This is a genomic window from Tenacibaculum soleae, from assembly GCF_030549005.1.
In the GTDB taxonomy this organism is placed as follows: Bacteria; Bacteroidota; Bacteroidia; order Flavobacteriales; family Flavobacteriaceae; genus Polaribacter; species Polaribacter soleae.
In genome coordinates this window covers 51,032-76,630 of the sequence record NZ_JAUOSW010000002.1, presented here as the reverse complement: position 1 = coordinate 76,630, position 25,599 = coordinate 51,032, and the positions used below count along the sequence as shown (strand labels likewise).

The window sequence follows — 25,599 nt, the reverse complement described above, 5'->3', positions numbered from 1 at the left end:
TATGCAAACTATAGAACAATTATTAGAGTCAAAAGAGATACGTGTTACAGCAATGCGATTACTTATTTATAAGTTTCTTGCACAAAAACAAATAGCAGTTACATTAAGCGATATTGAAAATGCTTTTGAAAAAATAGATAGAACTACACTTTACAGAACCATTAAAACATTTGAAGAAAATGTGATTGTTCATCAAATAGATGATGGTACTGGTATAACTAAATATGCGCTTTGCGAACAAGGTTGTAAGTGTGATGTTGAAACCGATTTACACTTACATTTTCATTGCAACAATTGTAACGAAACCATTTGCTTAACAGATCATAAAATCCCACAGATTAGCGTTCCTGAAGGGTTTGTTTCTGAAAATGTAAATCTGGTTGTAAAAGGTGTATGTGATAAGTGCAGCGGTCAATAATGCACTTCCCTTGCATTATAATTTATAGCATCTTTGACTTAAATATTTAACCAATGAAGAAAAGATTAATTGGAATAAGCGTAATAACAGCAATTACAGCTTCTTTATGTTGCATCACACCGGTTTTAGCTCTAATTGCAGGAACAAGTGGCATTGCATCAACATTTTCTTGGTTAGAACCCTTTAGATCCTATCTCATCGGATTTACCGTTTTAGTGATTGGTTTTGCTTGGTATCAAAAACTAAAGTCTCGAAATGAAATTGACTGTGAATGTGAGACGGATGAAAAACCAAAATTTATGCAGTCCAAAACCTTTTTGGCAATTGTGACTGTATTTGCAATAGTGATGTTGGCATTCCCTTATTATTCAGGAATTTTTTATTCTAATATGGAAAAACAAATAGTTATAGTTGATAAATCAGACATTAAAACAACTGAATTTAAAATAAACGGAATGACCTGTGCGAGTTGCGAAGAACACGTAAACCACGAAGTGAATAAACTCAACGGAATCTTAAACTCAAAAGCATCCTATGAAAGTGGTAATGCAATCGTTGAATTTGACAAAACTAAAACCAATGAAACGGAAATTGAGAAAGCAATTAATTCAACAGGTTATAAAGTAACTGGTAAAAAAGAAAACTAATGGAAATTCAATTAAAATCAGAGATTACTTGTCCAAACTGTGGAAATAAAAAAGTAGAAGAAATGCCAACAAACGCTTGTCAATTCTTTTACGAGTGTGAGAATTGCAAAGCCGTTCTTAAACCAAATGAAGGAGATTGTTGTGTTTACTGTTCTTACGGTACTGTTCCTTGTCCACCAATTCAGCAAAACAAAAGTTGCTGCTAAAATTGTATTGATATGAAAAAAAAGAAACTCAATTTAAGAGATATAAAACCTAATTCTGAAAAAGAACACAGTCACGATGATGGTCATAATCACAGTAAAGGTTCCAATAATTTTAAAGCATATAGTCCAGCGATAGTAAGTTTTGTAATGCTAATCATTGGTATTACTTTAGATTATTTTGATATTAATTTTTTTAGAAATTGGATTCGGGTTGTTTGGTATATCGTAGCTTATATACCTGTTGGGTTTCCTGTTGTAAAAGAAGGATGGAAAAGTATTAAAAAAGGTGATGTCTTTACAGAATTTTTTTTAATGTCAATCGCAACCATTGGTGCGTTTATTATTGGTGAATATCCTGAAGGTGTTGCAGTAATGCTATTTTATGCAGTAGGCGAATTATTTCAAAGCACAGCAGTTAATAGAGCAAAATCAAACATTAAAGCATTGCTTGATGTTAGACCAAAGGAAGCGTTAGTTTATCGAAATAAAGATTATGTTTCTGTAAATCCTGAAGCCGTAAATATTGGCGAAAAGATACAAGTACGTGTTGGCGAAAAAGTACCTTTAGATGGTGTTTTTTTGTCTGAAAAAGGATCATTTAACACAGCAGCTTTAACTGGTGAAAGTAAACCAGATACCATTGCCAAAGGTGAAAAAGTATTTGCAGGAAGTATCAATCTCAATGGTGTTATAGAAATTGAAACCACCAAAGAATTTAAAGACAGTTCCATTGCTCGTATTCTCGATATGGTTCAAAATGCAACAGCTCGTAAATCTAAAACCGAATTATTCATAAGGAAGTTTGCACGTATTTACACACCAATTGTTGTGTTTTTAGCCATAGGCGTTACATTATTACCTTATTTTATTGTCGATGGTTATGTCTTTAGAGATTGGTTGTATAGAGCTTTAATTTTCTTGGTAATATCTTGTCCTTGTGCTTTAGTTATTTCAATTCCATTGGGTTATTTCGGTGGTTTAGGAGCAGCTTCAAAAAACGGTATTCTATTTAAAGGTGCTTCTTTTCTTGATGCTATGACCAAAATTAATACGTTGGTTATGGATAAAACGGGTACAGTTACCAAAGGTGTTTTTAAAATCAAAAAAGTAAAAGCAATCAGTTGGGAAGAAACTGAATTTATGAAATACTTAATGGCGATGGAAGAGCAATCTACGCATCCAATTGCTAAAGCCATTTTAGAATACAAAGCAAATGGAGCAGATTTTAATGCTACCAAAGTTTCAGAAATAGCAGGAAAAGGTTTAAAAGGAATTGTAAACGGAAAAACTGTTTTAGTTGGAAACAAAGCATTAATGACTGCCAATAATATTGAAGTTGCAAAAGAAATCGACACTATTGTAGAATCTATTGTTTTAGTTTCAATTGGTAATAAGTTTGCTGGTTATGTTGTCATTGCAGACGAATTGAAAGAAGATGCCAAAGAAACCATAACCAATTTGCACAAAGTCGGTATTTCTAAAATAATGATGCTTTCCGGGGATAAAGATTCCATTACTCAAAAAGTAGCTTCTCAATTAAACATTGAAAAAGCAAAAGGTGGTTTATTACCCGAAGATAAATTGAATGAAGTTGAAACTTTAAAACAAAATTCCAAAAATAAAATAGCCTTTATTGGCGATGGTATTAATGACGCACCAGTTTTAGCAGCAAGTGATGTAGGTATTGCAATGGGAGGTTTAGGAAGTGATGTTGCCATTGAAACTGCTGATGTTATTATCCAAACAGACCAACCTTCAAAAGTAGTTAAAGCAATAAAAATTAGTCGTTCTACTCGAAAAATTGTTTGGCAGAATATCATTTTAGCTTTTGGTGTTAAAATAGTTGTTTTAATATTAGGTGCAGGTGGTTTAGCAACAATGTGGGAAGCTGTATTTGCTGATGTAGGTGTTGCGTTATTAGCAATTTTGAATGCTGTAAGATTACAACGAATGCAATGGCGTTAAATAATTAAAGTCATTGTATTTATTTTAATTTTTTTAAAGTAAAGTATTTTTAAACAAACCAGATTTATTGTCCTCATAACTACTGTAAGTTGAAAAAAATTGAAAGAATAGTAAAAAAATTAGATTCTAATTTAGATTTTTTAGAAAAAGAAATTGAAGGCGTTTTAGAGAAGTCTGAAGAGGGTATTAAGGTAACTCAAAGAGCTCTTGAACAAATAAGAGAACTTTTGTTAAAACGAAAATCAGCATCAACTTCTGATGAAATCTATTTTTTCAAAAATATTAAGCCTCAAGTTTTTAGTAAATTAATTTATTATGTGAAATTATTTAGTATTGAAAGTAAAAGACCAAGAAGTAGTAACAAATCTCAAGTAAAGTATTTTAACAAACATATAGATAGGTTGCAAAATTATTTTAATGATAATTTAGAGTTTTATCATTATTATAGACGAGGTGCTACTTTTTTGGATAACGAATATTTTATAAGAGGAAAAGCTAATATTCGTTTATTTCCAGATTCTCTTTCTTTTTTCGCAGATGATAAATTTTCTACAAGCCACGATTCTACTGTAGCCACAATTCTTGCTTATGATATGCTAATAATTTATTTAAAAACTGAAATTGATAAACTTGAAAATAACAATGGTATGGAAGCAAATTATAACGCTTTTCAAAAGCAATCAAAATTATTTTGGACAGGTAATAAAACAGATTTAATAGAACTCATTTATGCACTTCATAGTTCTGGAGTAATAAATAGTGGAACAGCAGATATTAAAGAGGTAGCCTTAATTTGCGAACAAATGTTTAACGTTAGTTTGGGCGATTATTACAGAACTTTTTTAGAAATCCGTTCACGCAAAATAAATCAAACAAAATTCATTGATAAACTAAAAGAGTCTTTAGTAGATAAAATGCTAGAATCTGATGAATAAACACCCAACTTGGGTGTTTTAAAGAGCAAATAATTATCATAGTATTTGCTCTTTTTTATTGCCTATGTTTTACAAGTAAAACATTAAAACAAATCAATGTAACTCATTAAATATGAGCGTATAAAAACACCCAAGTTGGGTGTAACTTGTGAAAAACACTCAATAATTCACTTCATATTTGCTAAACGAAAGTCAAATCACAGATTCACGAATACCTATTTGAAAAAAACATTCTAACTCGTGAATTAAATCAATTTAATAGCTGCCATTGATAACGAAAGTTTGTTGTGGTAGCTGTTTTTAACTTAAATCGTTTACTATGGCAGCAACAATTATTACAACCGAAGATCTTCACGAATTCAAATTAGAATTATTAGAAGGTATTAAAACAATCATCAATAACAAAACAGGTTTAGCCACTAAAAAATGGTTAAAATCACCAGAAGTTCGCGACCTGTTAAGTATTTCACCAGGTACATTACAAAACTTACGAATTAACGGAACGTTACCATACACTAAAGTTGGTGGTGTTATTTATTACGATTATGATGATATTCAAAAAGTAATGCAAGACAATAGAATACACAACAAGTTTTAATGCCACTTTAAGTGCAGCTAAAACACCTATTCTATGCAAAAAGTTAATTATATAAAACACCTAAAAGGTGTATTTATTCAATTCTCTAAAGACAACCGTTTAAATCCAACACATATAAGTTTATATATAGCATTATTCCAAATCTGGAATAACAATCGGTTTTTAGACGAATTTTATATCAATCGAGAAGAAGTAATGAGCTTTTCAAAGATAGGCTCTAAATCAACATATCATAAATGTATTAAAGAGCTAAATCATTGGAAATATATTATTTACTATCCATCACACAATCCATTTAAGGGAAGTAAAATTAAGATGTTCAATTTTGAGACAAGTTATAAACAAGTTATGGACTCATACAATCCTATAAACGGACAAGCACTGGTATCTAATAATAAACATATACAAACTAATAAAAACATTAATAAACTTGACCAGCCAAAAAATGAAAATGATGTTATTACTTTTTTTAAAAATGAAAAATGGCCAATAATTGAAGCTCAAAAATTTTTTAATCATTATCAAGGTATTGGTTGGAAAGTAGGTGGAAAAACAAAAATTGTCAATTGGCAAGCTACTGCTAAAAATTGGATGCTAAAAGCTGAAGAAATAAAAACAAAAATAAATCAAAAAGCAGTTAGCCAAAATCAAGACAACCTAAAGACAAGTAAAAACAAAAACTACAATGAGCCTTTATAACGCTTTGCGTCATACGGCGCTTATTTCAGTAACTCACTATCTAAAACTATGAATAAGATACAACCACATATTATAAAAGAAGGAGGTGTTCAATACCAATTAGGAGAATTTAATAACAATAATATTTCATACGATTTCAAAAAAATATTAATTTATCTTGATGCAAAAGGAAAGCTGCTCTTTGGTAAAAACTTTAAAATCTATGAAGAAGATGAGGTTATTTTATATAAACTATGTGTCTATTTTATAAGTGATTTTGAGGCTTGCAAAAAATTAGAAATAGATCCAAACAAAGGGATATTATTATCGGGACCTGTAGGCTGTGGTAAAACAAGTTTAATGAAATTATTAAGGTTTATGGTACCACATCAAAAACCGTATGAACTAATTCCTGCTAGAAATATCACATTCGCATTTAATAATATTGGTTACAAAACTATTGAAGAATATGGTAATAGTAGTTTTTATTGTTTTGATGATTTAGGTGTTGAATCAACTGGTCGTCATTTTGGTAAAGATTGTAATGTAATGGGAGAAATTCTTTTATCTCGTTACGATTTATTCCTAAAAAGAAAAATAAGAACACACGCTACAACCAACCTAAATGCACAAGAATTAGAAGAAAGATATGGTAATCGTGTACGTTCTCGAATGCGACAAATGTTTAACTTAATAAGTTTCGATTCAAGCAGTAAAGACAAACGAGGTTAAAATTTTAATAGCTTTTAAATATTGAAAACAATAATAAGTAAATAGACGTGTTTTAAATCTATAACAGAAAAAGTCGTTAATTATACGACTTCTTAATGAAATTTGTAAATTTGTTGAATAATGGACAAAACTAGCGACATAACCCAAATAAGAAGTTTAGCTCAAATATTTTCTGCCTCTAATTTTAAAAAAATAGTAAGAGAAGATAATTATTTTGATACATTTTACCGTATAAACAGATATGCTAAAATTAATGAGAATACTACTAATCTTGAGGTGCTAAATCAAATTTACAAATCATTATTAAAGGTTTATAAAAATGAATATGTCTATAAAAACGTACTAATTAACAAGCTTTTAATTAAAAAATATAGTCTTAAAAATACCATTGCTTTAAATGAATTTAAAGTAGGTAAATCTATTGCAGATTTTGTGCTTTTAAATGGTGAAGCTCGTATTTATGAAATAAAAACAGAGCTTGATGGTTTAGAGAAATTAGAGAAACAAATATCAGATTATGAAAAATTTGCTGATAAAATTTACATTGTAACAAGCTCTAAACACATTCCTAATTTATTGACAAAATATTACAATTCTAATATTGGTATTATTGAATTAACTAATAGAAATGCACTTAAAACTTTAAAAGAAGCAAAAGTAAATCAATCAGTTTTTAACCACGAAACATTATTTAAAACATTAAGAAAAGACGAATATTTAAGTATAATTAAATCATATTTTAATGCTGTGCCAAATGTGCCTAATACACAAATATTTAGAGAATGTCTTAAGTTGTCAAAAAATATTGATATTTTAGAATTTCAAAAATTAGTAATTCAAAAATTAAAATTTAGAAATATTTCTAACCCAGAAAGTTTTAAAGAAAGACAAATTCCAGAAGCATTAAAACATATATGTTATTCTTTAAACTTTTCTGATAATGAATACCAACAGTTAGATAATTTTTTATCCCAAAAAAGCAAAGTATGTATTTCCCATATGTTAGAGGTAAACAATTTGAATTAATCGCATTAAGAGATTTATGCTCTATATTTTCAGATGATATATTAAAAACTTCACCAGTAATAGAACCAGTTAAAAGTACATCAACTTTTAAATCAACATTAAAAGAATTAGCTTCTAAAAATGTTAATTTTAATATTATTATAAACCCTAGAGTTGGCGATTTAAAAGGAAAACATCAAGAAATTATTGATGTAGTTTCAGAAAGTTTACAAGGCTATGAGAACTTCCAATTAGCTGTTATTTTGGATGATAAGTCCGAAAGAAATATCCAAACATTTATTGATTTTATAGGTGCTCTGAATTTTAATTTTAATGGTGTTACCTTAATTCACAATTCTGAAGTTTCCGGTAATAATATAGAATTACTTACTACAAATCTTAATATCGTTTATAACTTAATTTACTTCTCTAAAACAAGTAGAAGATATTATAGAGAGTTTGCTCAAAACACGCGAGTATCACTAGATGATTATTTTAAGGAAATGCCTAAAAATGCTGATTATCTTGATTTAGAAAGCAGCTTTTCTGAAGAATACAAATATTATCAAGAAGATGGTTTTGTTGGTTTTGGCGATTTTCTTACTATAGGTGATAATTATTCCGATTCAGGATTTTTACCTAGAGCTGTAGCAATACATTTATCTTATATAGATGGTAATGATAGAATAAGAGTAAAACATTTTGTGTCTGACTCTAATGGTGATGTATCAGATATTGGTGGTAAATTTTCTGAAGCCATACATAAGTTAGTTACTTGGTGCAACCAACAAGACATACAAACAAATGCAGTAAATACTTTTCGAGATTTGCACCAAAGAGGTCATTTCCCTGGTCTTGGCACTTTAAAAAAGTTGTCAATTATGAATCACATCGAATTAGTAATTAAAAACATTTAGTTATGAATTGTTGTGTAAACTGTTTTACTAGTGATTATATCATTAGTATAATAAATGCTGATGATAGAGTTGGTAACTGTAATTTTTGTAAATCAACAAATGTATCTATTTATACACCTAGAGAGTTAATTCCTTTTTTTAGAAATTTCTTGTCCTTATACGCTGTTGATGCTAGCTCTAACCAAGATATAGCTCAATCTTTAAAAAAAGATTTTAACCTTACAACAGATATAGTTGAAGATTCCAAAGAACTATTTAAAGCAATTTTTATAGATGAAATGGAAGATATTACCGAATTATTTAATAGTAACGTATCTTCTGAAATTAAGATAGAATTACTCTCTGAAACAAATCAAATTCACGGTATTTGGGAAGATTTTAAAGAAGAAATAAAATATACAAATCGTTACCACATTCAAAATACAATAGATTTAAAAAAACTAGCCAATTTTTTTGAGCACGAAAGTTTTTATAAAGAAATTAAAAAAGGAAGAATATTTTACCGTTGTCGTATTTCAGACAAGAAAGGTTTTGCGCCAGATAAAATGGGTAATCCACCAAAAGAAGTTACTACTGGAGGTAGAGCAAACCCTAAAGGTATTTCTTATTTATATGTTGCAGATACACTTAAAACATCTTTATATGAAACAAGAGCTTCACTCTTTGATTATGTAACTGTTGGCGAATTTCAGTTAAAAGAAGATTTAAAAATTTTAAATTTAAGGAATCCAAAAGATGATCCAATTCCTTGGTCAGAAAATGAAGCAATTGAAGATTTTTTAATTTATGTTCCTTTTATTCAAACATTACAAAAAGAAATTTCATTACCAATTCGTAAGTTAGATAAACAATTAGATTATATTCCTACTCAATATATTTCAGAGTTCATTAAATCATTAGGTTTTGATGGTGTAGAATATCAAAGTTCCTTATATTCTGAAGGATATAATTTGGCAATTTTTAATCCTGAAAAATTAAATTGTAAAACAACACAAGTTTATGAAATTGAAGGTATTGATTTGCATCATAAAGCAGCTATATAATTTCCCCACAAACTAAAACCTAGTTTTTTCGTTCCTCAAAATCCTCTGTCTTTTAGTTTGTTCCCCTCGCCATTCCTTTATAGCGTTTAAATTGCCTCACTTATGCAGCACATTACAGCTTGTTTCATTCGTGCCTCATTACACAACTGCAAAGAGCTGCACAATGCCAAAAGCTAATAATTTAAACGCTATCCCAAGCTATATTTACATAACGTGCAGTTATACTGCTCTTCCGTGAAAAACTCCAGGCACTATAACGCCATTATGTAAAATAGCCACACATCCGACGCGCATCCAGTAATTAATAATAACAAGTAGATAATTTAATAACATTCCGTCTTTTTTACATTGTTTTTATAAGTGCCTACTGGTAAATTTAAGTGAATATTTTTAAAATCATTAAAATTTCAGCTTATAAAAGAAATTGTAAAGCACCTATAAAATCAAAAAAAAGCCAATAAGAGTATAACTTTTTATTTGAAAAAATCAGGATAGTTGGTTTCACTAAAAGTAAATGCTATTAACAATCAAATAAACTTATATATTTCAATAATCTAACTCATAAGTAATATTTTCAAAACATTCACTTTTAACAAAACCAATCAAAAAAACAGTACAATCAAATAAAAAGCAATACACTTATTCTCGCTGCTGCCGGCGCACTAGGTATTTTAACTTTATTATAATTCCTTACCTCATTCAACTGCACAAAACCATCGTTAAGTCCAAGTATTCCTTATCTCAAGTCTTTGTTTGTTTCATTTCTTTAAGTAATCAAAAAAAATCCAGATAAAATCTATCATTTTAGATATAATAAAGGATAAAAAGAAAAACAAAAAAAAGACAGCAAAACAAATGGTTCCCTTAATGTTGCAATACTTTCAGCATCTGTTTCCCTCAAGAAAAAATGTATTTGTATAAAATTTTATCTTTTAAAAGCCTCCGCTTTTAGCCTATAAAGGTCAAGCCCTTCGGGTTTTGAAAAAAATCTCCACCACTAACAGTTTAATACTTAAAATTCAACATTCAGTAGTTGGTAGTATTTTTTTCAAAAACCTTGATAGTCTATCCTCCCCATTTAGAAACAGCTTTCTTTTTGTTGTTTTTCTTTCCAAAATTTTATGGGCAAAAAAACAGCAAAAGAACCTGAACCTAAAAATGGATACTTATGCAAATTTTTGAAATCAAAACCCACAAAATTGGACGAACTTACTCAAACCCACATTTTTTTATTTTGAATAAAGGATTAAATTCTGGAAAGCCATTAGACAAACCTTGTCCAAACTGCTTTGTAATTTCCACAACTTCTACAACAAATAGAGAGTCTTTGTATTATCTGTGTTTATCCTTAAAAGTTGGTCAATACTTTGGGTGCTATTTAAAAGGCTCTGTCATTCCATTTATTGGTATTTCAGACGTAAAAAAAGTAATCACTACTGCACTGCAGAACTATGAAGAACAACAATGGCTATTGAAAGTTGAAAAACTCAAAAAAATAACTGCTTTCGAAGAAAACTTACAACAACAATTGTTAACTATTTCAAAACTAAAAATAGCCTTACTAAGATCTTAACAAATTAAACTATGAAAATAATTATAGCTGGGAGCAGAAACTTCACCAACTACCAAAAATTAAAACACGAATGTGATAAATTTCTGGACAAACAAAAAAATATCGAAATTATTTCTGGAGCTCATTACAAAGGTGCTGACAAATTAGGAGAGAAATACGCGTCTGAAAAAAACATCAACATTATAAAATTTCCGGCTGATTGGATAAAATATGGTAAAGCTGCTGGACCAAAAAGAAATAAACAAATGGCAATATATGCAGACGCATTAATTGCTTTTTGGGATGGAAAAAGTAAAGGAACAAAAAACATAATTCAACTTGCTAAACAAAGACAATTAAAAACTAGAATAATTCTCTTTGAAAACGAAATTCTAAATATCAATCAATAAAAACAAAAGAATACCCAGTACTAAAACTAGGTATTCTTTTTTTGCTTTCTAAAAAACAACCACTTTAATAATGTAGAAACAGAAAAACTAACAATTGCTCCAATAACAGCCATAATAACAGTAAAAAGTATATCGTCTAAACTAATAGTAAAAACTGTAGAGAGTAATGTTCCCCCAACAACACCTGACTTTATTTGAATATCGTTCTGAAACATATTTTTAGTCATCCTTTTTTTCATTAGAAACTACAGCTTGACTAACAGCAGTTGCAACAGTTCCTGCAACTGTCATATAAGTAGCAATTGTTATTATTGTTGCAGGAATACTTATTGGAGCTGCAATAATTGCACCTCCTGCAGTGGCTAAGGCTATACCAATGTTTCTTAACACTCGAAAGAATTTCGGTGTTGGTTTTTTATAACGTTCTATAATTTTCATAATTCTGTGATTTAATGATTAATACAATTTTTTCTTTTCGGTCTTTAGCTTGATACACTAATGACAATAATTTCTGCATAGCATTTCTGGAATATACACCTCTACCAATACCATTTAAATAGGTTACAGGAGCAATACAGCCCTCTAAATCTCTTTTAACATCATTTGCAGGATGAAATAAAATAAAGCTTCTACCTTTCACATTTTTCAAAATCAAATGATATTGAAATCGTTTTGAAAATCTTGGTAGAATTTCATATTGCCCTTCTGGTATACAAGAGATATTTCTTTTGTTATTTCTCCAGGGCAATTCAATGGTATGACAAAGGAATTTATCAGAATTAAAGAGAGTACCATTAGTACCCTCTTTAAAATATGCTCTTTGAAGTATTAACTCCATTGTTAAGGTTTATCAATAATCGTTACAGATAATGCGTTATAAGTACCATTTTTCAAAGAATACATTTGTCCATTTACCTCTTGGTAGAACTCTACTCCTAAAACCTGTACTACTGGTAATGTAGAATTAGCAGTTATAGAAGCTGTTAATGCAATTGCAGCTGTATCTGCAACTGTGTAAGGTAAAATTGCAGTTTCATCATTTTCAAAAGTTGAGGTTTCATTTACGAAATCTAATTCTGATGCTCCCATTACAATTTTAAAATGTGTCGTTCCTGCAGGAGCTGCAATTCTAACTGTTGGTGAAAAAGCAGCTAAATTTAAAGTTGTATCTCCAGAAACTCTATCAAAAGCTTTAACAAACGGAGCAAACAGAGTTGCTCCTAACTTTCCTTTCAAATTAAATTCAAACGCTTCTAAAAGGTTTAAATTACCATCCTGTAAAGTTCTCTGTCCTCTTTCATTAACAATATCGGTTTTAGTAACGGCTACTAAAATTTTTGTTAAACGAGAAACCACTCTTTTGTCTTTTGCATTTTGTAAAAGCACACGAATCGCATTTCGCAATACTTTTCCACCTTTACCTGCTCTACCAAATTCAGAACCATTTTCTCGCGTTCTTTGAAACGCTGGGTCATTTTGAATTCTACTTTTGTCTACACCACCTTTTTCACGAGCAAGATGTCCATCGCTTGTTTTGTAAAAAGAAATACCTCCGATAGTTCCTTTTAGCTTAATAATTCCAGTTTGTTTTGCCATAATTTTTACTTTTTTTTGTGATTAACATTTCAAATCACGTAACTTTATGGCAGTCAATAAAAAAACGAAATCCGTTTTTGGATGTTCGTTCCGATAACTCCAAAAACGTCATTAAAATATTGATAACACGAAAGTGTTCACAACATTTTAACAACGCATTATCAACATCATCATAAAAATATTAAGTCTGTTTTAAGTATTGATAAAGTATAGATAGAGTATTATGAATCAGAAAAGAGCTTGTATATACCCAAAAGACATTCAGCGCATCACAGGGCGTAGTGAACGTTATGGACGCAAGTTATTAAATGATATCAAGAACTTTTTAGACAAAGAACCTCATCAATTTGTTACTATCAATGATTTTTCAGAATATTCTGGAATAGAAATTGAAATCATTAATCTGTATATTAATTAGTTATAAAATCACTTCCATAAATCATAAAATTTGCGTAAATTTATGTTGCTTTGTATGTATAAGGTTTTTATATTTTTACCTCTTTTGTATAAAGCAATTCAAAACGAAAGTTCATATCATTAAAGTTACCTATTCGGTTACCTCAAAAAGGAAACAACTTGTAACTAATTGATAATTAAAGACATTAGAGTGGTAGTTACAATCCTGCCACCCCGACTTAAAAGACTTAAGAGAAATCTTAAGTCTTTTTTATTTTACAGGTTTTCGTTTTCCCTTACCAATTTCTATTTTAACAACCTTTTTTCCTGTTAACTTAAATAGTTTTTTCACTCCTCAATACTTTTTATTTCTTCTTTTGTGATGATCTACAAACCCTTAATTGGGTTTTTAAAATAAATTAAAATTTATTAATTTTTAATCAATCTAAATAAAAACTATTTTTATATTTGCCTCGTTATTTAAAACAAATCTAAATAAATTTTGAGAGCTTTATATTTATTTTTCATATCAATTTTATTATGTTTTACATCATTTGCTAAAACATCAAACAACAATATTTTAATGAGCTTATCTGGTAAAGTAAGCTACAAAAACGGAACTCCCGCTGAATTAGCTTTAGTTCACATTAAACAAATTGGTAAAAGTGTATATACTGATGAAAATGGTAACTTTCTTTTTTCAAATATACCAGCAGGCAAATACACTGTTTATATTAAAGCTTTTGAAACGAGCGGCATTAGTATAAATGTAGATTTGACTACAAAATCAGACCACTTGACTGTTGTTTTAGAAAACAATGAGAACACAAAATTAGACAACATTATTATAACCAGTAAGTCTAAAGGAAAACTAATTAAAGAGAAAGGATTTTCTATAGCAATAGCTGACACGCAAAAGTTAGCTGTTCAAAATTTGCAAGCAACTGAAATTCTGGGTAGAACATCTGGTGTTAAAATTAGACAAAGTGGAGGACTTGGTTCACATACACACTTTAATCTTAACGGGCTTAGTGGTAATTCTGTTCGAATTTTTATTGATGGTATTCCACTTCGAAATTACGGTGAATCATTTTCTTTATCAAGCATTCCGCCTGCAATGATAGCACGTATTGAAACCTATAAGGGGGTTTTGCCTGCCGAGTTAACCGAAGATGCATTAGGTGGTGGTATCAATATTGTTCTTAAAAAAAGTATAGGTACACATCTTAGCACTGCCTATTCTTACGGATCGTTTAACACACATCAAATAAATATAGATGGTGGATATAGAAATCCTATAACAAATTTCAATGTAGATGCATCTGCTTTTTACAACAGCACTGATAATAACTATGAAGTTTGGGGTGATAATGTTTATGTAGTTAATCCTACCACAGGAAAAGTAAAATACGTAAGAGCCGAACGCTTTCATGACAAATACAAATCTAAAGGTCTTAAAGCCAATATTGGATATATCAATAAAGAATGGGCTGATGAAATAACCTTAGGTTTAATGATTTCTAATATGGAAAACGACGTACAAACAGGTCCAGTTATGGATATTGTATACGGAAACAGAAGAAATAAGCTGAATAGTAAAATGTTATCTTTCAAATACAGAAAAAAAGATCTCATAACAGAAGGTTTATCACTAAATACCTTTACTTCTTTTTCACACACAAACCGTATGGTAATTGATACAGTTCCATACATGTATAATTGGTTAGGTAAAATTATAAGAGACACTAATGGAGTTCCTATTAATTGGCAAAACAATGGCGGAGAGGCAGGTGATGCTACATTAGCAAATAATAAGGAAATTAATATTGCTAATAGAACTGGTTTGTATTATCAATTACACCCACAACATAAATTAGGTTTGCATTATTTTTATAATCGTTTTACTAGAGATATTGACGATCCAATGCGTCCGCAAGCAGAAAGAGATTTAACCGACACTAGATACCTTACTAAGCAAATAATTAGCTACTCGTATGAAAGTATTTTTTTTGCTAAAAAACTAAAAACAAACTTATTTTACAAGCAATACAAACAACACGTAAAATTATCTGACCCCAAAAGAGTAGGACAAACAATTATAGCTTCAGACTATGAAAAAAACATTAGTTATAACGGTTATGGTGCAGCAATTTCATATGCTGTTACACCTAAGACAACATTAGTAACCTCAGCCGAAAAAGCCTTACGAATGCCAGGTATATCTGAATTACTTGGTAATACCAGCGAAAATATTGAACCTACTTATACACTTTTACCTGAAACAAGTATTAATTACAACCTTGGTTTTCTATTAGGCACATATTCAATAAAAAAACATCATTTTAATCTTGAAACCAACTTTTTTGTACGAGATATAAAAAACATGATTACAAGAAGTATTAGCGGAAGTTTATCGGACACGTACGGTTTTGAAAACTTAGGAAAAATTAAAAGCAAAGGATACGATATTGAACTAAAATACAATTATAACAATCGTTTATTTATAACCGCTAATTACTCCAATTTTAATGCACGTTATAATTTAAGGTTTGATGAATTTGGATCTGAATACATCTATTATAAAGACCGATTAAGAAACACTCCATATTTAACTGCAAATACTTATGCTGAATATAAGTTTAACGATTTTATAAAGAAAAATTCAAAATTCTCCATCAATTATAACTTTGGATATACCCATAAATTTTTCAGAAACTGGGAAAGTTTAGCTAGTAAAGGTAAAGCCTACATCCCAACTCAAATACTGCATGATATTGGCGCATCATACACTGCCCCTAACAATAAAACAACTGTAAGTTTTAATGCCAAAAACATTACCGATAAACAAGTTTTTGATAATTGGGCAATGCAAAAACCTGGTAGAGCCTTTTATTTAAAACTTATTTACAGACCAATATTTTAATCACATTATTTAAATCTAATTATATTATTATGAAAACAAATTTTATATCAATAAGCAAATCATTGCTATTAACCGCTGCCGTCGTTAGTTCATTATTGACAAGCTGTGAATCAAACGACAACATCGAAGATAAAATACCTACAGGTACGCAAGATTTCTACAACGTAGCTTTCGGAGTAGGATCTACAGGAAACTCAGCTACTTTTGTACAAGCTTTCTCTGAATTAAAAGATGGTGAAATTTCATTTAAAGGAGAAGGTTTTGAAGTTCCTTCAGTACGTACTGCAAGAATTTACGGTACACCTTCTGGTAAATATCTATACAACCTAAGTTATGGAGGTGGTATGCTTTACAAGTACGAAATAAATGGCGCCTCTAATTACACACAATTAGAAGAAACAAACGTTCAGGTTGCTATGGGTACAGCTTACCCTAGATGGAAAGTACTTAATGAAAATGATGCTTTAGTACACACCATTAACACTGAAAAGATTTACAACGCCGATACATATTCACACACAGAAGCAAAGGCTGTTTTACAAAGAATTGAACTAGAAAACTTATCTTTAGCTGAAAAACAGGAAGTAATAATTCCACAAACAGCAGACGGTTTACACATTTGGCGAATTGACAACCCTACAATACAAAACGGAAAGGCTTATTACGGTGTCGCTAAAAGAGGCTACGACCCAAACACTGATGAAAACATTAGAACAGATGAATATAAAGCAACAACTTTAGTAGTAGATTACCCTTCTTTAAAAAATCCTGTTTTATTAGAATCTGAAGTAGCTAAAGGCTCTACTTACGGCTACAGAGCACCCGTATACCATGTAGATGAAAAAGGAGATATTTATCATTTAACCTCTAACCCTGCAAAATTAGTTCGTATTAAAAACGGAACTTATGATGATGCTTATCAATTAGATTTATCAACCGCATTAGGTATGACACAGGTTGGTGCTAACGGATGGTATTATGTAGGTAACGGTATTGCTTATGCTCCTTATTATGATGCATCAATTGGTAAAGGTAGTGACCAAGCTACACCTTGGGGAGTTACTCGAATTGATCTATATAACAAAACTGCTATTAAATTAAACGTACCAGCAAATTTATGGATGTGGTATTATCAATCTGGAGTTTTAGGAAAAGATGGTAAATTTCACATGGCAATTGCACCACTTGGTGAAAAGGGACACATATATAGTTTTAACCCTCAAAGTACATCACCAGACGGATACACTAAAGGCGCTGAGCTAGATAACGGAGCTGATTCATTTTACATAGGTATCTATTAATCATAATCTTTCAATCCCCCACTAAAAGGTTTAAGTTATTACTTAAACCTTTTTTTGCATTATCAATATTAACATTTTTATTCTCTACCATATTTTATGTAAATTCGTACTTATGGAACTACTTTTTTTAGGCCTAATCGGCGGATCAATTATTTCTTATTTTATTTTCAAACATTTCTCTTTTGTTAATAAAAGAAATACCACAAACAAGCAATCAGTTATATTATTAGATAAAATTAAAAAAGTATCTAAATTAATTACTGTTGAAGGTGAATTTGCCGAAATATACCATCACGAAAACACAAAAGAAAAATTTTTAGGTTTATTTACTAGTAAAAAAAAAGCGATTATATTAATTAACGCCAAGGTGCATATTGGTTTTGATTTTAGAAAAATTAAAATGCATACTGATACTAAAAGTAAAATCTTAACCTTATCAGAATTTCCAACACCAGAAGTTTTTTCGATAGAACCAAACTTACGCTTTTATGATATTCAAAATGGCTTGTTAAATAAATTTAGCTCAGAAGATTTAACCGCTGTAAACAAAGAAGCTAAAGAGCATATTTTACAAAAAATACCTGAAAGTAATTTAATGCAAACAGCCAATAAAGAAGCTATCGAAGCTATTTCATTAATGCAAAATTTAGTTGAAACTATTGGATGGAAACTTGACTACACATCTCTAGAACTCCCTAACAACAATCAAAAAAGTATTAACTAATGAATATAGAAGAACTACACGATTATTGCTTAACAAAAAAAGGTGTCACAGAAAATTTTCCTTTTGATGATGTTACCTTAGTTTTTAAGGTTATGGGAAAAATGTTTGCATTAGTAGGTTTAGATAGTTGGGAAAAAGGTGAAACTAAAATTAATTTAAAATGCAATCCTGAGCGATCTTTAGAGTTAAGAGAACAATACGAAAGCATTAACCCTGGCTGGCACATGAATAAAAAACATTGGAATACAGTTACTTTAAACAACGATGTTTCTGATAAATTAGCTTTTGAATTAATCGACCACTCGTATGAATTAATTATAAAAGGGTTAACAAAAAAACTACAAGAAGAATTAAAAGCAATGTAAAATGTTAAAAGCTGATTTAAGAAAAATATACAAACAAAAAAGAAGTGCGCTAACAAGTATTGAAAAAAAAGAACTTGAAAAAAGCATCTATCAACAAATATTTGAACTTGATTTTAACCAAATAAATAATGTGCATTTATTTTTATCAATGCAAAAATTTAATGAAATAGATACAAAACCCATCATTGATTTTTTTAGAAAAAAAAATAAAAAAATAATTGTAAGCAGATGTAATTTTAGTGATGATTCTCTTTCTCATTTTTATTTAGAAGAAAATACTAAAATAAGCTTAAATAAATTTGGAGTTCCTGAACCTGTGAATGCTGAAGAAATTGCCGCTACAAAAATTGATTTAGTTTTTGTTCCTTTATTAATTTCTGACAAACAAAAATTTAGAGTTGGTTACGGAAAAGGCTTTTATGATCGATTTTTAGCAGCTTGCAGACAAGATTGTAAAACTATTGGCCTTAATTTTTTTAACCCGATTGATAAAATTACTGACACTCACAAGTTTGATGTTCCGCTTGACAAAATAATTACTCCTAAATAAAAAATCCTGCATAAATTATGCAGGATTTTTTTTATAATTACTATTTCTACAAATTATCCATTCATAGAAATTAAAAACTCATCATTATTTTTAGACGTTCTAATTCTATCATTTATAAACGACATCGCTTCAACAGGGTTCATATCTGCTAAATATTTACGTAATACCCACATACGCTGTACAGTTTTGTCATCTAAAAGTAAATCATCACGACGTGTACTTGATTTAATTAAATCAATTGCTGGGTAAATTCTACGATTAGATATATTACGATCTAATTGTAACTCCATATTACCAGTACCTTTAAATTCCTCAAAGATAACCTCATCCATTTTTGATCCAGTTTCGGTCAGAGCTGTTGCAATAATTGTTAACGACCCACCATTTTCAATATTACGAGCCGCACCAAAGAAACGCTTTGGTTTATGTAATGCATTGGCATCAATACCACCAGATAATATTTTACCAGAAGCTGGTGCAACGGTATTATAAGCTCTTGCCAAACGTGTAATTGAATCTAATAAAATTACTACGTCATGCCCACACTCTACCAAACGTTTTGCTTTTTCTAAAACAATATTTGCAACACGTACATGTTTGTCTGCTGGTTCATCAAAAGTAGAAGCTACAACCTCTCCACGTACATTACGTTTCATATCAGTAACCTCTTCTGGTCTTTCATCAATTAACAATACAATTTGATATACCTCTGGATGATTTGCCGCAATTGCATTAGCAACATCTTTTAACAACATAGTTTTACCAGTTTTTGGCTGCGCTACAATCATACCACGTTGCCCTTTACCAATAGGTGAAAATATATCAATAATTCTTGTTGATAATGAACTTCCTTTTTCAGCTAAGTTGAATTTCTCTTCAGAAAACAAAGGCGTTAAGTGTTCAAAAGATACACGATCACGAACAATATTAGGATTTAATCCATTAATTTTTGATACTCTAATTAAAGGAAAATATTTTTCTCCTTCTTTTGGAGGACGGACATTACCTAAAACAGTATCTCCTGTTTTTAATCCGAATAATTTTATTTGCGATTGTGATACATAAATATCATCTGGCGATGATAAATAATTATAGTCCGACGATCGTAAAAAACCATATCCATCAGGCATCATCTCTAAAACACCTTCACTTTCAATAATTCCATCAAATTCAAAATCAGGGTCTCTATATCTATTTCCACTTTTATGCTGTGGTTTATTATGCTGATTTTTATGTTGTGGTTGTTTGTTTTTTTGATTTTTATGCTGTGGCTGTTTATTATTATTCGCGTTTTGTGCTTTTTTTGCTGCCTCAACTTCTTGCCTAGGCCTTGGTCTTGGTGGATGTTTTTTAACTTCAGCAATGGGTTGTTTTTCTTCCGTCTGAGATTTTTTTTCAACCACTTTCTTTTCAACAGGCTGTTTTTCTTCAACTTTAGCTACTGCTACTTTTTTAGCTACAACAGGTTTTGCTTCTTTAACCAAAGGTTTAGGTTTAGGCTTATCGGCAACTTTAGGCTGTGGTTGTTTTGGAGCCTCCTCAGTTTTTTCTATTCTTTTTCTTTTAGGTTTTTCAACTTTTGGCTTAGCTTCATTTGCACTAGCTTCAGCCTGTGCATCTAAAATTTTATAAACTAAATCTAATTTTTTTAACTGACTGGTTTTTTTTAAACCTATGCTTTTTGCAATTACTTGTAAGTCTGTTAACTTTTTAGTTTTTAATTCCGAAATCTCGAACATTCGTAAAATGATTAAGTTATATAATCCTTAAGGAAAAGGATTTAAATTGTATTTAAGTTTTATTTTTGATTGCTATTATATAGGGGCTATATAATTGTTATTTGTGCAGTTACTTATACGACAAATATATACAAATATTTTAACTTGTAATATTTCTTTTTAAAAAAAGAAATATTACATTTGCTATCCAATAAAAAACATGATACAAAGAAAACAATCTATATATTTATTAATCGCAGCAATTATGTCTGCAGGATTAACTTTTGTCTTTAGTCTTTGGACTAACACACAAAACAATTCAGCTACTTATCTATTAGATTTATTTTCGGGAGTTTCTATTTTAGAAAAACTAACTCCGGTGTTGTTTTTTACTTCAGCTTTATTATCAATTGTAACTTTGTTTTTATTTAAAAACCGTCAGCTACAATTTGTATTAGGGCGCTTAAACATATTGATAAACCTTTTTTTATTAGGCGTATTGATATATCTGTCGCAAACATTATCTGGAGAAGCATTAGTTTCTGAGAAAGGTATTGGGATGTTTTTTCCTGTTATTGTTATTTTGCTGTTAGTTTTAGCAAATAAAGCCATTAAAAAGGATGAAGATCTTGTAAAATCTGTTGATAGATTACGATAAACCTAACATCTTAGTATATTTTAGTGCGAAAAAACCGAGATTCTTATCTCGGTTTTCTATTTTTGTAATGTACCTATTCATGCACCTTTCAAGGCTAAAATGTTAAAGAAATGTTAACGGAATTAGGGTTAACCCTAATTGAATTAGGGTTAACCCTAATGAACGATTAGGGGTATTGGGTATTGTACACACTATTTTTATATTATAGATTTGTAACTGTAACAAACATGGAATACAAGATAAAAGTTCACATAGCGGATGACCATAAAATTTTAATAGATGGAGTTATCGCTTTATTAAATACAGAAGAAGACTTTGAAATAGAAGGTTTTTCTTTAACAGGTAAACAAGTATTAGATTGGTCTAAAAAAAATAGCGCTGATGTTCTAGTTTTAGATATTAATATGCCAGAAATGGATGGAATTGAGGTGTTAAAAACGTTTAAAAAACGTAATATAAACATAAAAACAATCATTTTATCTAGCTTAAGCGACCCTAAATTAGTACAAGAAATAGTACATTTAGGTGCCAATGGTTTTATTGATAAAAGCTGTGCTAGTGACCACATTATAGATGCAGTAAGAAACGTACACAAAGGTAAACAATACTTTAGTGACGATATTAAAACTAGCTTACTTGAACTATATGTTACAGAAGCCACTGTTGAAGAACCTGTTTTAAGTGATTCTGATTTAAATGAAAGAGAAATAGAAGTATTAAAATTAATAGCTTCTGAAAAAAGTTCTACTGAAATAGCAGAAATATTATTAGTAAGTATTAAAACGGTTGAAACATATCGTAAAAGTTTATATAAAAAATTAAAAGTAAAAAATGTAGTAGGTTTAGCGATGTACGCTGTGAAAAATAATATAGTATAGAACCCTTCAAATTGTTTTCTTTAGTACCCCCCTAACAAAGAAAATGTTCCCCCACAATCTATACATTATAAAAAGTACATCGCTAATAACTACAAAGATGTAATAAATTATAACAATGTACTTAGATCTCTAATTCCACTAGACTCCTAATATTTTATCTACTCTAAGTACATTACTATTTTAAACAAACTACACCCTAAATTAAAAACCATGAAAAAACTAGCCCCTTTATTTTTAGCCATTAGTGTAATTTTTGCTTCATGCTCTTCTAACGAAAACGCGATATTAGACAATGGCAATCAAGAAAAACTATTACAATCATACACTTTAAAAAGAGATGCATCAGGTGCCTATTCAATTGATTTTAAAACAACTGAAAACACCGATGTAACCACTATTGAAAATACCGATAAAACAAATGAAATTATTTTATCAGAAGTAAATCATAAAACAGCCTCTAAACACAGTAATAATTTTAGTATTGAAAATGATCAACTAAAAATTGGTTTTTTAGAAGCTAATAGAGGAAAGCGTTCACAAATATTTGTTGAAGATGATAATATTACCTTTGCCAAAGGAGGAATTACTGAATTTTTAAACTCATATACTGTTACTAAAAATAATGATGGTACTTTTTTACTGAATTTTAAAGTAAATAATAATGTTGCTACAGAGTTTACTTATAATGAAGAATTAGAAACCTATGAAGTACATTTATCAAATGGAGCTGCAAAACAAAAAGAATTTTCTAGAGAACTTAAACTAAATGCAAATAATTTTCTTAAATTAGATTTTGTCAATTACAAATACTCTGAAAAAGCTGAACAAACAAGTTATAGACCACGAAAACCGAGATTGATAATAGAAAATGGAAGTGATATATTATAATTTATTCTATTCGTTATAAAATGTTTTTTTTCTTAAAAAAAAATAAAAATTTTAAAATCATAGTTATTTGGCTAATCATATTAATTCCCATATACACTACAGCCAATAATAAATCATTCTCTTTTAAAATCAATCCGTTTTTAAAAGAGAATGATTCTATTTTAGAAAAAAGGTATTCAAAAATTTTAAAAAACTTTACAAAAGGTGAGTATGTTACTTCTTTAAAAAACAGCTTTCTTTTGCTAGAAAATAGTAACAAGCAGAAGAACCACAAAACAAAACATCTAACACTAAGATTAATAGCTGATATTTTTGACAAAACAAAAAAACAAAAAAAATCTCTGAACTATTATAAATTATCCTTAAAAGTCTTACAAAAAGAAATTCTTTTCAAGAAAGAAAAAGAATTTAATTCAAATAACAATTCTCTATTTAGTGAAATTTACTTGAGAATTGGAAGTGCTTTTCAAAAAATCCACTTAAACCAAGCAAAGAATAAAACAAATAAATATAAAGATAGCGCAATTACTTATTATGAAAAGCTAGAAAATATTTCTGGTTTAAAAAATGATAATCTAAAACACAAAGCTATCTCATACATCAATTTATCTGCAATATACGAACGAGACTCACTTTTTAAAAAGGCTAAAAAATTTGCTCAAAAAGCTGTTATTATACACAAAAAAAGAAATGATAAAATTAAACAAGCTAGCTCTTTAAATAACCTAGGAAGCATATACTTATCCCTTAAACAATTTAAAAAAGCAAAAAACACTTTCTTAAAAGCTATACAATTAATTAAAAATAATAACAGTCCAATATCAGTTAAACACAAATCTACTCTATACTACAACTTAGCTTGGGCAATGAGAAATTTAAAAGATTATAAAGCTTATGATTTTCAAGAACTATCTTATGAAATTGAAGACTTTCAAAGAGAGAAGGAAATTAGAAGAATCATTGAAGAAGTTACCGTAAAACATAAAGAAAACTTAGCTAAACAAAGAGTAAACCTAGTTGTAGCTAAAAGAAAACTTATTGAAGCAAAAGAAGACAAAACCTCTATACTTTTTGGTACTTTAAGTTTATTGGTTATTATTATTTCTGGTGGAATAATATATAATTACAAACTCCGTCAAAAAAACTTACAATTAAAACTATCAGAAAACAATTTAATACAACAACAAAGTATTGAAAAAATAAAATCTGAGGCGCAAACAAAAATAATAAACGCTACGATAGACGGTAAAGAATCTGAAAGAAAACAAATTGCAGAAATACTACACGACAATGTTAGCGCTTTATTATCGTCTGCAAACATGCACCTAAGTGCCACTAAAAAACAATTTAATGATAATACCCCGCAAGAAATAGAAAAAACTCAAGCCATAATACTAGAAGCTTCACAAAAGGTTAGAGATTTATCTCATAATCTTATTTCTTCAATATTATTAAAATTTGGTTTAGAATACGCGCTAAAAGATATTGTAAAAAAATATTCTAATAGTCAGTTAAAGTTCAATATTTCTGCTAATAATATTAATAGGTACCATCAAGATTTTGAGATAAAAATATTCAACATCATTCAAGAGCTTACTAACAATATTTTAAAACACAGCAAAGCCTCTGTTGCGCAAATAATTATAACACAAAAAGAACAACAGTTATCTGTTATTGTTAATGATAATGGAATTGGGTTTTCTACTCTTTCTCCTAACACTAAAAATACAGGTATAGGCTTAAATCAAATAGAGGCTAGAGTTCAAATGATGAATGGTAAATTTAATATCGTTTCTGAAAAAAACAAAGGAACAAACGTTTTTATAAATGTTCCAATACAACAACAAAAAAAATTTAACTTATCATCGGTGGGCTAACTCAATTACCTCCATATTTGTTATCGCTCCTTTACTTAACTCAAATCGAAGCATCGTTCTTACTTTATGAAAACCATGTTTTCCTGCTGCTCCTGGATTTAAATGCAATAATTTAAATTTAGTATCATATTGCACCTTTAAAATATGAGAATGTCCGCTAATAAATATTTTTGGTGATTTCTTTTTTAAAACCTCCTTTATTCTAGGTTTGTAAGCATTAGGATACCCTCCTATATGTGTAATCCAAACAGAAACACCCTCGACACAAAACCTCGCGTCTAGCGGATATTCTGCTCTAGCATTAGCGTCATCTATGTTTCCATAAACAGCTCGTAAAGGCGTATATTTTTTTATCGCATCTGTAACCTCTAAATCACCAATATCTCCTGCATGCCAAACCTCATCTGCCTGTTTTACAAATTTTAATATTTGATTATCTATATAACTATGCGTATCAGAAAGTAATAATATTTTTTTCATTAATACAAAACTAACAAATAGAATATAAAAAATAGATCCATAATAACAACATCATGGATCTAGGGGGAAATATAATAACAAGGAAAAACTTTATTTCTTATACTTTTACACAGCAAAAATACTATAAATCAATTCATTA

Annotated in this window: 28 protein-coding genes; 22 read left to right on the top strand and 6 right to left on the bottom strand. The window is 29.5% G+C overall.

Features of this window, described 5'->3' with window-relative positions:
* Nucleotide 1: 1 nt before the first annotated feature.
* From Q4586_RS02725 to Q4586_RS02665, 13 genes are all read left to right on the top strand, one after another.
* The gene (locus Q4586_RS02725; protein ID WP_068704626.1) at nt 2-418 is read left to right on the top strand and encodes a Fur family transcriptional regulator; all 417 of its coding nucleotides are present in this window, start codon (nt 2-4) and stop codon (nt 416-418) included.
* A 53-nt stretch (nt 419-471) separates the two neighbouring features.
* Entirely contained in the window at nt 472-1,065 is a 594-nt protein-coding gene (gene merTP, locus Q4586_RS02720; protein ID WP_303526108.1) for a mercuric transport protein MerTP, read from the top strand.
* A complete protein-coding gene (locus tag Q4586_RS02715; protein ID WP_068704629.1) occupies nt 1,065-1,271 on the top strand; it encodes a GDCCVxC domain-containing (seleno)protein in 207 nt (68 codons plus the stop codon). Before merTP ends, Q4586_RS02715 begins: the two co-directional genes overlap by 1 nt.
* Nucleotides 1,272-1,283: 12 nt before the next feature.
* On the top strand, nt 1,284-3,236 hold the full coding sequence (locus Q4586_RS02710) for a heavy metal translocating P-type ATPase (protein WP_303526103.1): 1,953 nt from the start codon (nt 1,284-1,286) through the stop codon (nt 3,234-3,236).
* Between the two features lie 89 nt (nt 3,237-3,325).
* On the top strand, nt 3,326-4,171 hold the full coding sequence (locus Q4586_RS02705; RefSeq protein ID WP_215968337.1) for an RteC domain-containing protein: 846 nt from the start codon (nt 3,326-3,328) through the stop codon (nt 4,169-4,171).
* A 319-nt stretch (nt 4,172-4,490) separates the two neighbouring features.
* Nucleotides 4,491-4,769, top strand: coding sequence for a helix-turn-helix domain-containing protein (locus Q4586_RS02700; protein WP_068704635.1), 279 nt, complete (start codon nt 4,491-4,493; stop codon nt 4,767-4,769).
* Between the two features lie 33 nt (nt 4,770-4,802).
* Complete coding sequence (locus tag Q4586_RS02695; protein ID WP_068704637.1) at nt 4,803-5,468, top strand: hypothetical protein; 666 nt, start codon at nt 4,803-4,805, stop codon at nt 5,466-5,468.
* A gap of 48 nt (nt 5,469-5,516) precedes the next feature.
* Nucleotides 5,517-6,179 carry a P-loop NTPase family protein gene (locus Q4586_RS02690; RefSeq protein WP_068704639.1) on the top strand — a complete coding sequence of 221 codons (663 nt, stop codon included), beginning with the start codon at nt 5,517-5,519 and terminating at the stop codon, nt 6,177-6,179.
* Nucleotides 6,180-6,299: 120 nt separating this feature from the next.
* A complete protein-coding gene (locus Q4586_RS02685) occupies nt 6,300-7,205 on the top strand; it encodes a sce7726 family protein (protein ID WP_068704641.1) in 906 nt (301 codons plus the stop codon).
* Entirely contained in the window at nt 7,166-8,101 is a 936-nt protein-coding gene (locus tag Q4586_RS02680) for a sce7725 family protein (protein WP_068704643.1), read from the top strand. The genes Q4586_RS02685 and Q4586_RS02680 overlap by 40 nt, the downstream gene beginning before the upstream one ends.
* Before the next feature lie 2 nt (nt 8,102-8,103).
* Entirely contained in the window at nt 8,104-9,144 is a 1,041-nt protein-coding gene (locus Q4586_RS02675) for an RES family NAD+ phosphorylase (RefSeq protein ID WP_242176711.1), read from the top strand.
* A 1,168-nt stretch (nt 9,145-10,312) separates the two neighbouring features.
* Complete coding sequence (locus Q4586_RS02670; RefSeq protein WP_303526093.1) at nt 10,313-10,717, top strand: DUF6943 family protein; 405 nt, start codon at nt 10,313-10,315, stop codon at nt 10,715-10,717.
* Nucleotides 10,718-10,728: 11 nt separating this feature from the next.
* Nucleotides 10,729-11,106 (top strand): DUF2493 domain-containing protein, encoded by a 378-nt coding sequence (locus tag Q4586_RS02665; protein ID WP_068704649.1) that lies wholly within the window; start codon nt 10,729-10,731, stop codon nt 11,104-11,106.
* 26 nt (nt 11,107-11,132) lie between these two features.
* Here Q4586_RS02665 and Q4586_RS02660 read toward each other — a convergent pair whose 3' ends face one another.
* Genes Q4586_RS02660 through Q4586_RS02645 form a run of 4 tightly spaced genes read right to left on the bottom strand, consistent with a single transcriptional unit; the run spans nt 11,133 to nt 12,702 of the window.
* Nucleotides 11,133-11,321: a hypothetical protein gene (locus tag Q4586_RS02660; protein ID WP_068704837.1), complete on the bottom strand. Its 189-nt coding sequence runs from the start codon at nt 11,319-11,321 to the stop codon at nt 11,133-11,135.
* 4 nt (nt 11,322-11,325) lie between these two features.
* The gene (locus Q4586_RS02655; protein ID WP_068704652.1) at nt 11,326-11,544 is read right to left on the bottom strand and encodes a hypothetical protein; all 219 of its coding nucleotides are present in this window, start codon (nt 11,542-11,544) and stop codon (nt 11,326-11,328) included.
* Entirely contained in the window at nt 11,522-11,944 is a 423-nt protein-coding gene (locus Q4586_RS02650) for a DUF5675 family protein (protein WP_068704654.1), read from the bottom strand. Before Q4586_RS02650 ends, Q4586_RS02655 begins: the two co-directional genes overlap by 23 nt.
* A gap of 2 nt (nt 11,945-11,946) precedes the next feature.
* Nucleotides 11,947-12,702, bottom strand: coding sequence for a hypothetical protein (locus Q4586_RS02645; RefSeq protein ID WP_068704656.1), 756 nt, complete (start codon nt 12,700-12,702; stop codon nt 11,947-11,949).
* A 979-nt stretch (nt 12,703-13,681) separates the two neighbouring features.
* Between Q4586_RS02645 and Q4586_RS02635 the strand changes: the two genes are divergently transcribed.
* The 5 genes from Q4586_RS02635 to Q4586_RS02615 all read left to right on the top strand — a co-directional run bounded on the left by Q4586_RS02635 (nt 13,682) and on the right by Q4586_RS02615 (nt 18,961).
* On the top strand, nt 13,682-16,021 hold the full coding sequence (locus tag Q4586_RS02635; RefSeq protein ID WP_303526089.1) for a TonB-dependent receptor: 2,340 nt from the start codon (nt 13,682-13,684) through the stop codon (nt 16,019-16,021).
* A gap of 29 nt (nt 16,022-16,050) precedes the next feature.
* Nucleotides 16,051-17,322, top strand: coding sequence for a DUF4374 domain-containing protein (locus tag Q4586_RS02630; RefSeq protein WP_303526086.1), 1,272 nt, complete (start codon nt 16,051-16,053; stop codon nt 17,320-17,322).
* Nucleotides 17,323-17,434: 112 nt separating this feature from the next.
* The gene (locus tag Q4586_RS02625; protein ID WP_068704664.1) at nt 17,435-18,046 is read left to right on the top strand and encodes a DUF4230 domain-containing protein; all 612 of its coding nucleotides are present in this window, start codon (nt 17,435-17,437) and stop codon (nt 18,044-18,046) included.
* The gene (locus Q4586_RS02620) at nt 18,046-18,411 is read left to right on the top strand and encodes an MmcQ/YjbR family DNA-binding protein (protein ID WP_068704666.1); all 366 of its coding nucleotides are present in this window, start codon (nt 18,046-18,048) and stop codon (nt 18,409-18,411) included. Before Q4586_RS02625 ends, Q4586_RS02620 begins: the two co-directional genes overlap by 1 nt.
* Nucleotide 18,412: 1 nt before the next feature.
* Nucleotides 18,413-18,961 (top strand): 5-formyltetrahydrofolate cyclo-ligase, encoded by a 549-nt coding sequence (locus Q4586_RS02615; protein ID WP_303526080.1) that lies wholly within the window; start codon nt 18,413-18,415, stop codon nt 18,959-18,961.
* 53 nt (nt 18,962-19,014) lie between these two features.
* Here the strand turns inward: Q4586_RS02615 and rho are convergent, their stop codons facing one another.
* Nucleotides 19,015-20,700 (bottom strand): transcription termination factor Rho, encoded by a 1,686-nt coding sequence (gene rho, locus Q4586_RS02610; RefSeq protein WP_303526077.1) that lies wholly within the window; start codon nt 20,698-20,700, stop codon nt 19,015-19,017.
* A gap of 199 nt (nt 20,701-20,899) precedes the next feature.
* Between rho and Q4586_RS02605 the strand changes: the two genes are divergently transcribed.
* The 4 genes from Q4586_RS02605 to Q4586_RS02590 all read left to right on the top strand — a co-directional run bounded on the left by Q4586_RS02605 (nt 20,900) and on the right by Q4586_RS02590 (nt 24,980).
* Nucleotides 20,900-21,337, top strand: coding sequence for a DUF4293 domain-containing protein (locus Q4586_RS02605; RefSeq protein WP_068704672.1), 438 nt, complete (start codon nt 20,900-20,902; stop codon nt 21,335-21,337).
* Between the two features lie 227 nt (nt 21,338-21,564).
* Nucleotides 21,565-22,215, top strand: a complete 651-nt coding sequence (locus Q4586_RS02600; protein ID WP_068704674.1) for a response regulator transcription factor — start codon at nt 21,565-21,567, stop codon at nt 22,213-22,215.
* A 210-nt stretch (nt 22,216-22,425) separates the two neighbouring features.
* Nucleotides 22,426-23,103, top strand: coding sequence for a hypothetical protein (locus Q4586_RS02595; protein WP_303526073.1), 678 nt, complete (start codon nt 22,426-22,428; stop codon nt 23,101-23,103).
* A 20-nt stretch (nt 23,104-23,123) separates the two neighbouring features.
* A complete protein-coding gene (locus Q4586_RS02590) occupies nt 23,124-24,980 on the top strand; it encodes an ATP-binding protein (RefSeq protein ID WP_303526072.1) in 1,857 nt (618 codons plus the stop codon).
* Here Q4586_RS02590 and Q4586_RS02585 read toward each other — a convergent pair.
* Nucleotides 24,966-25,460 carry a metallophosphoesterase family protein gene (locus Q4586_RS02585; RefSeq protein ID WP_303526070.1) on the bottom strand — a complete coding sequence of 165 codons (495 nt, stop codon included), beginning with the start codon at nt 25,458-25,460 and terminating at the stop codon, nt 24,966-24,968. The two genes, Q4586_RS02590 and Q4586_RS02585, sit on opposite strands and share 15 nt — an antisense overlap.
* Between the last annotated feature and the right edge of the window lie 139 nt (nt 25,461-25,599).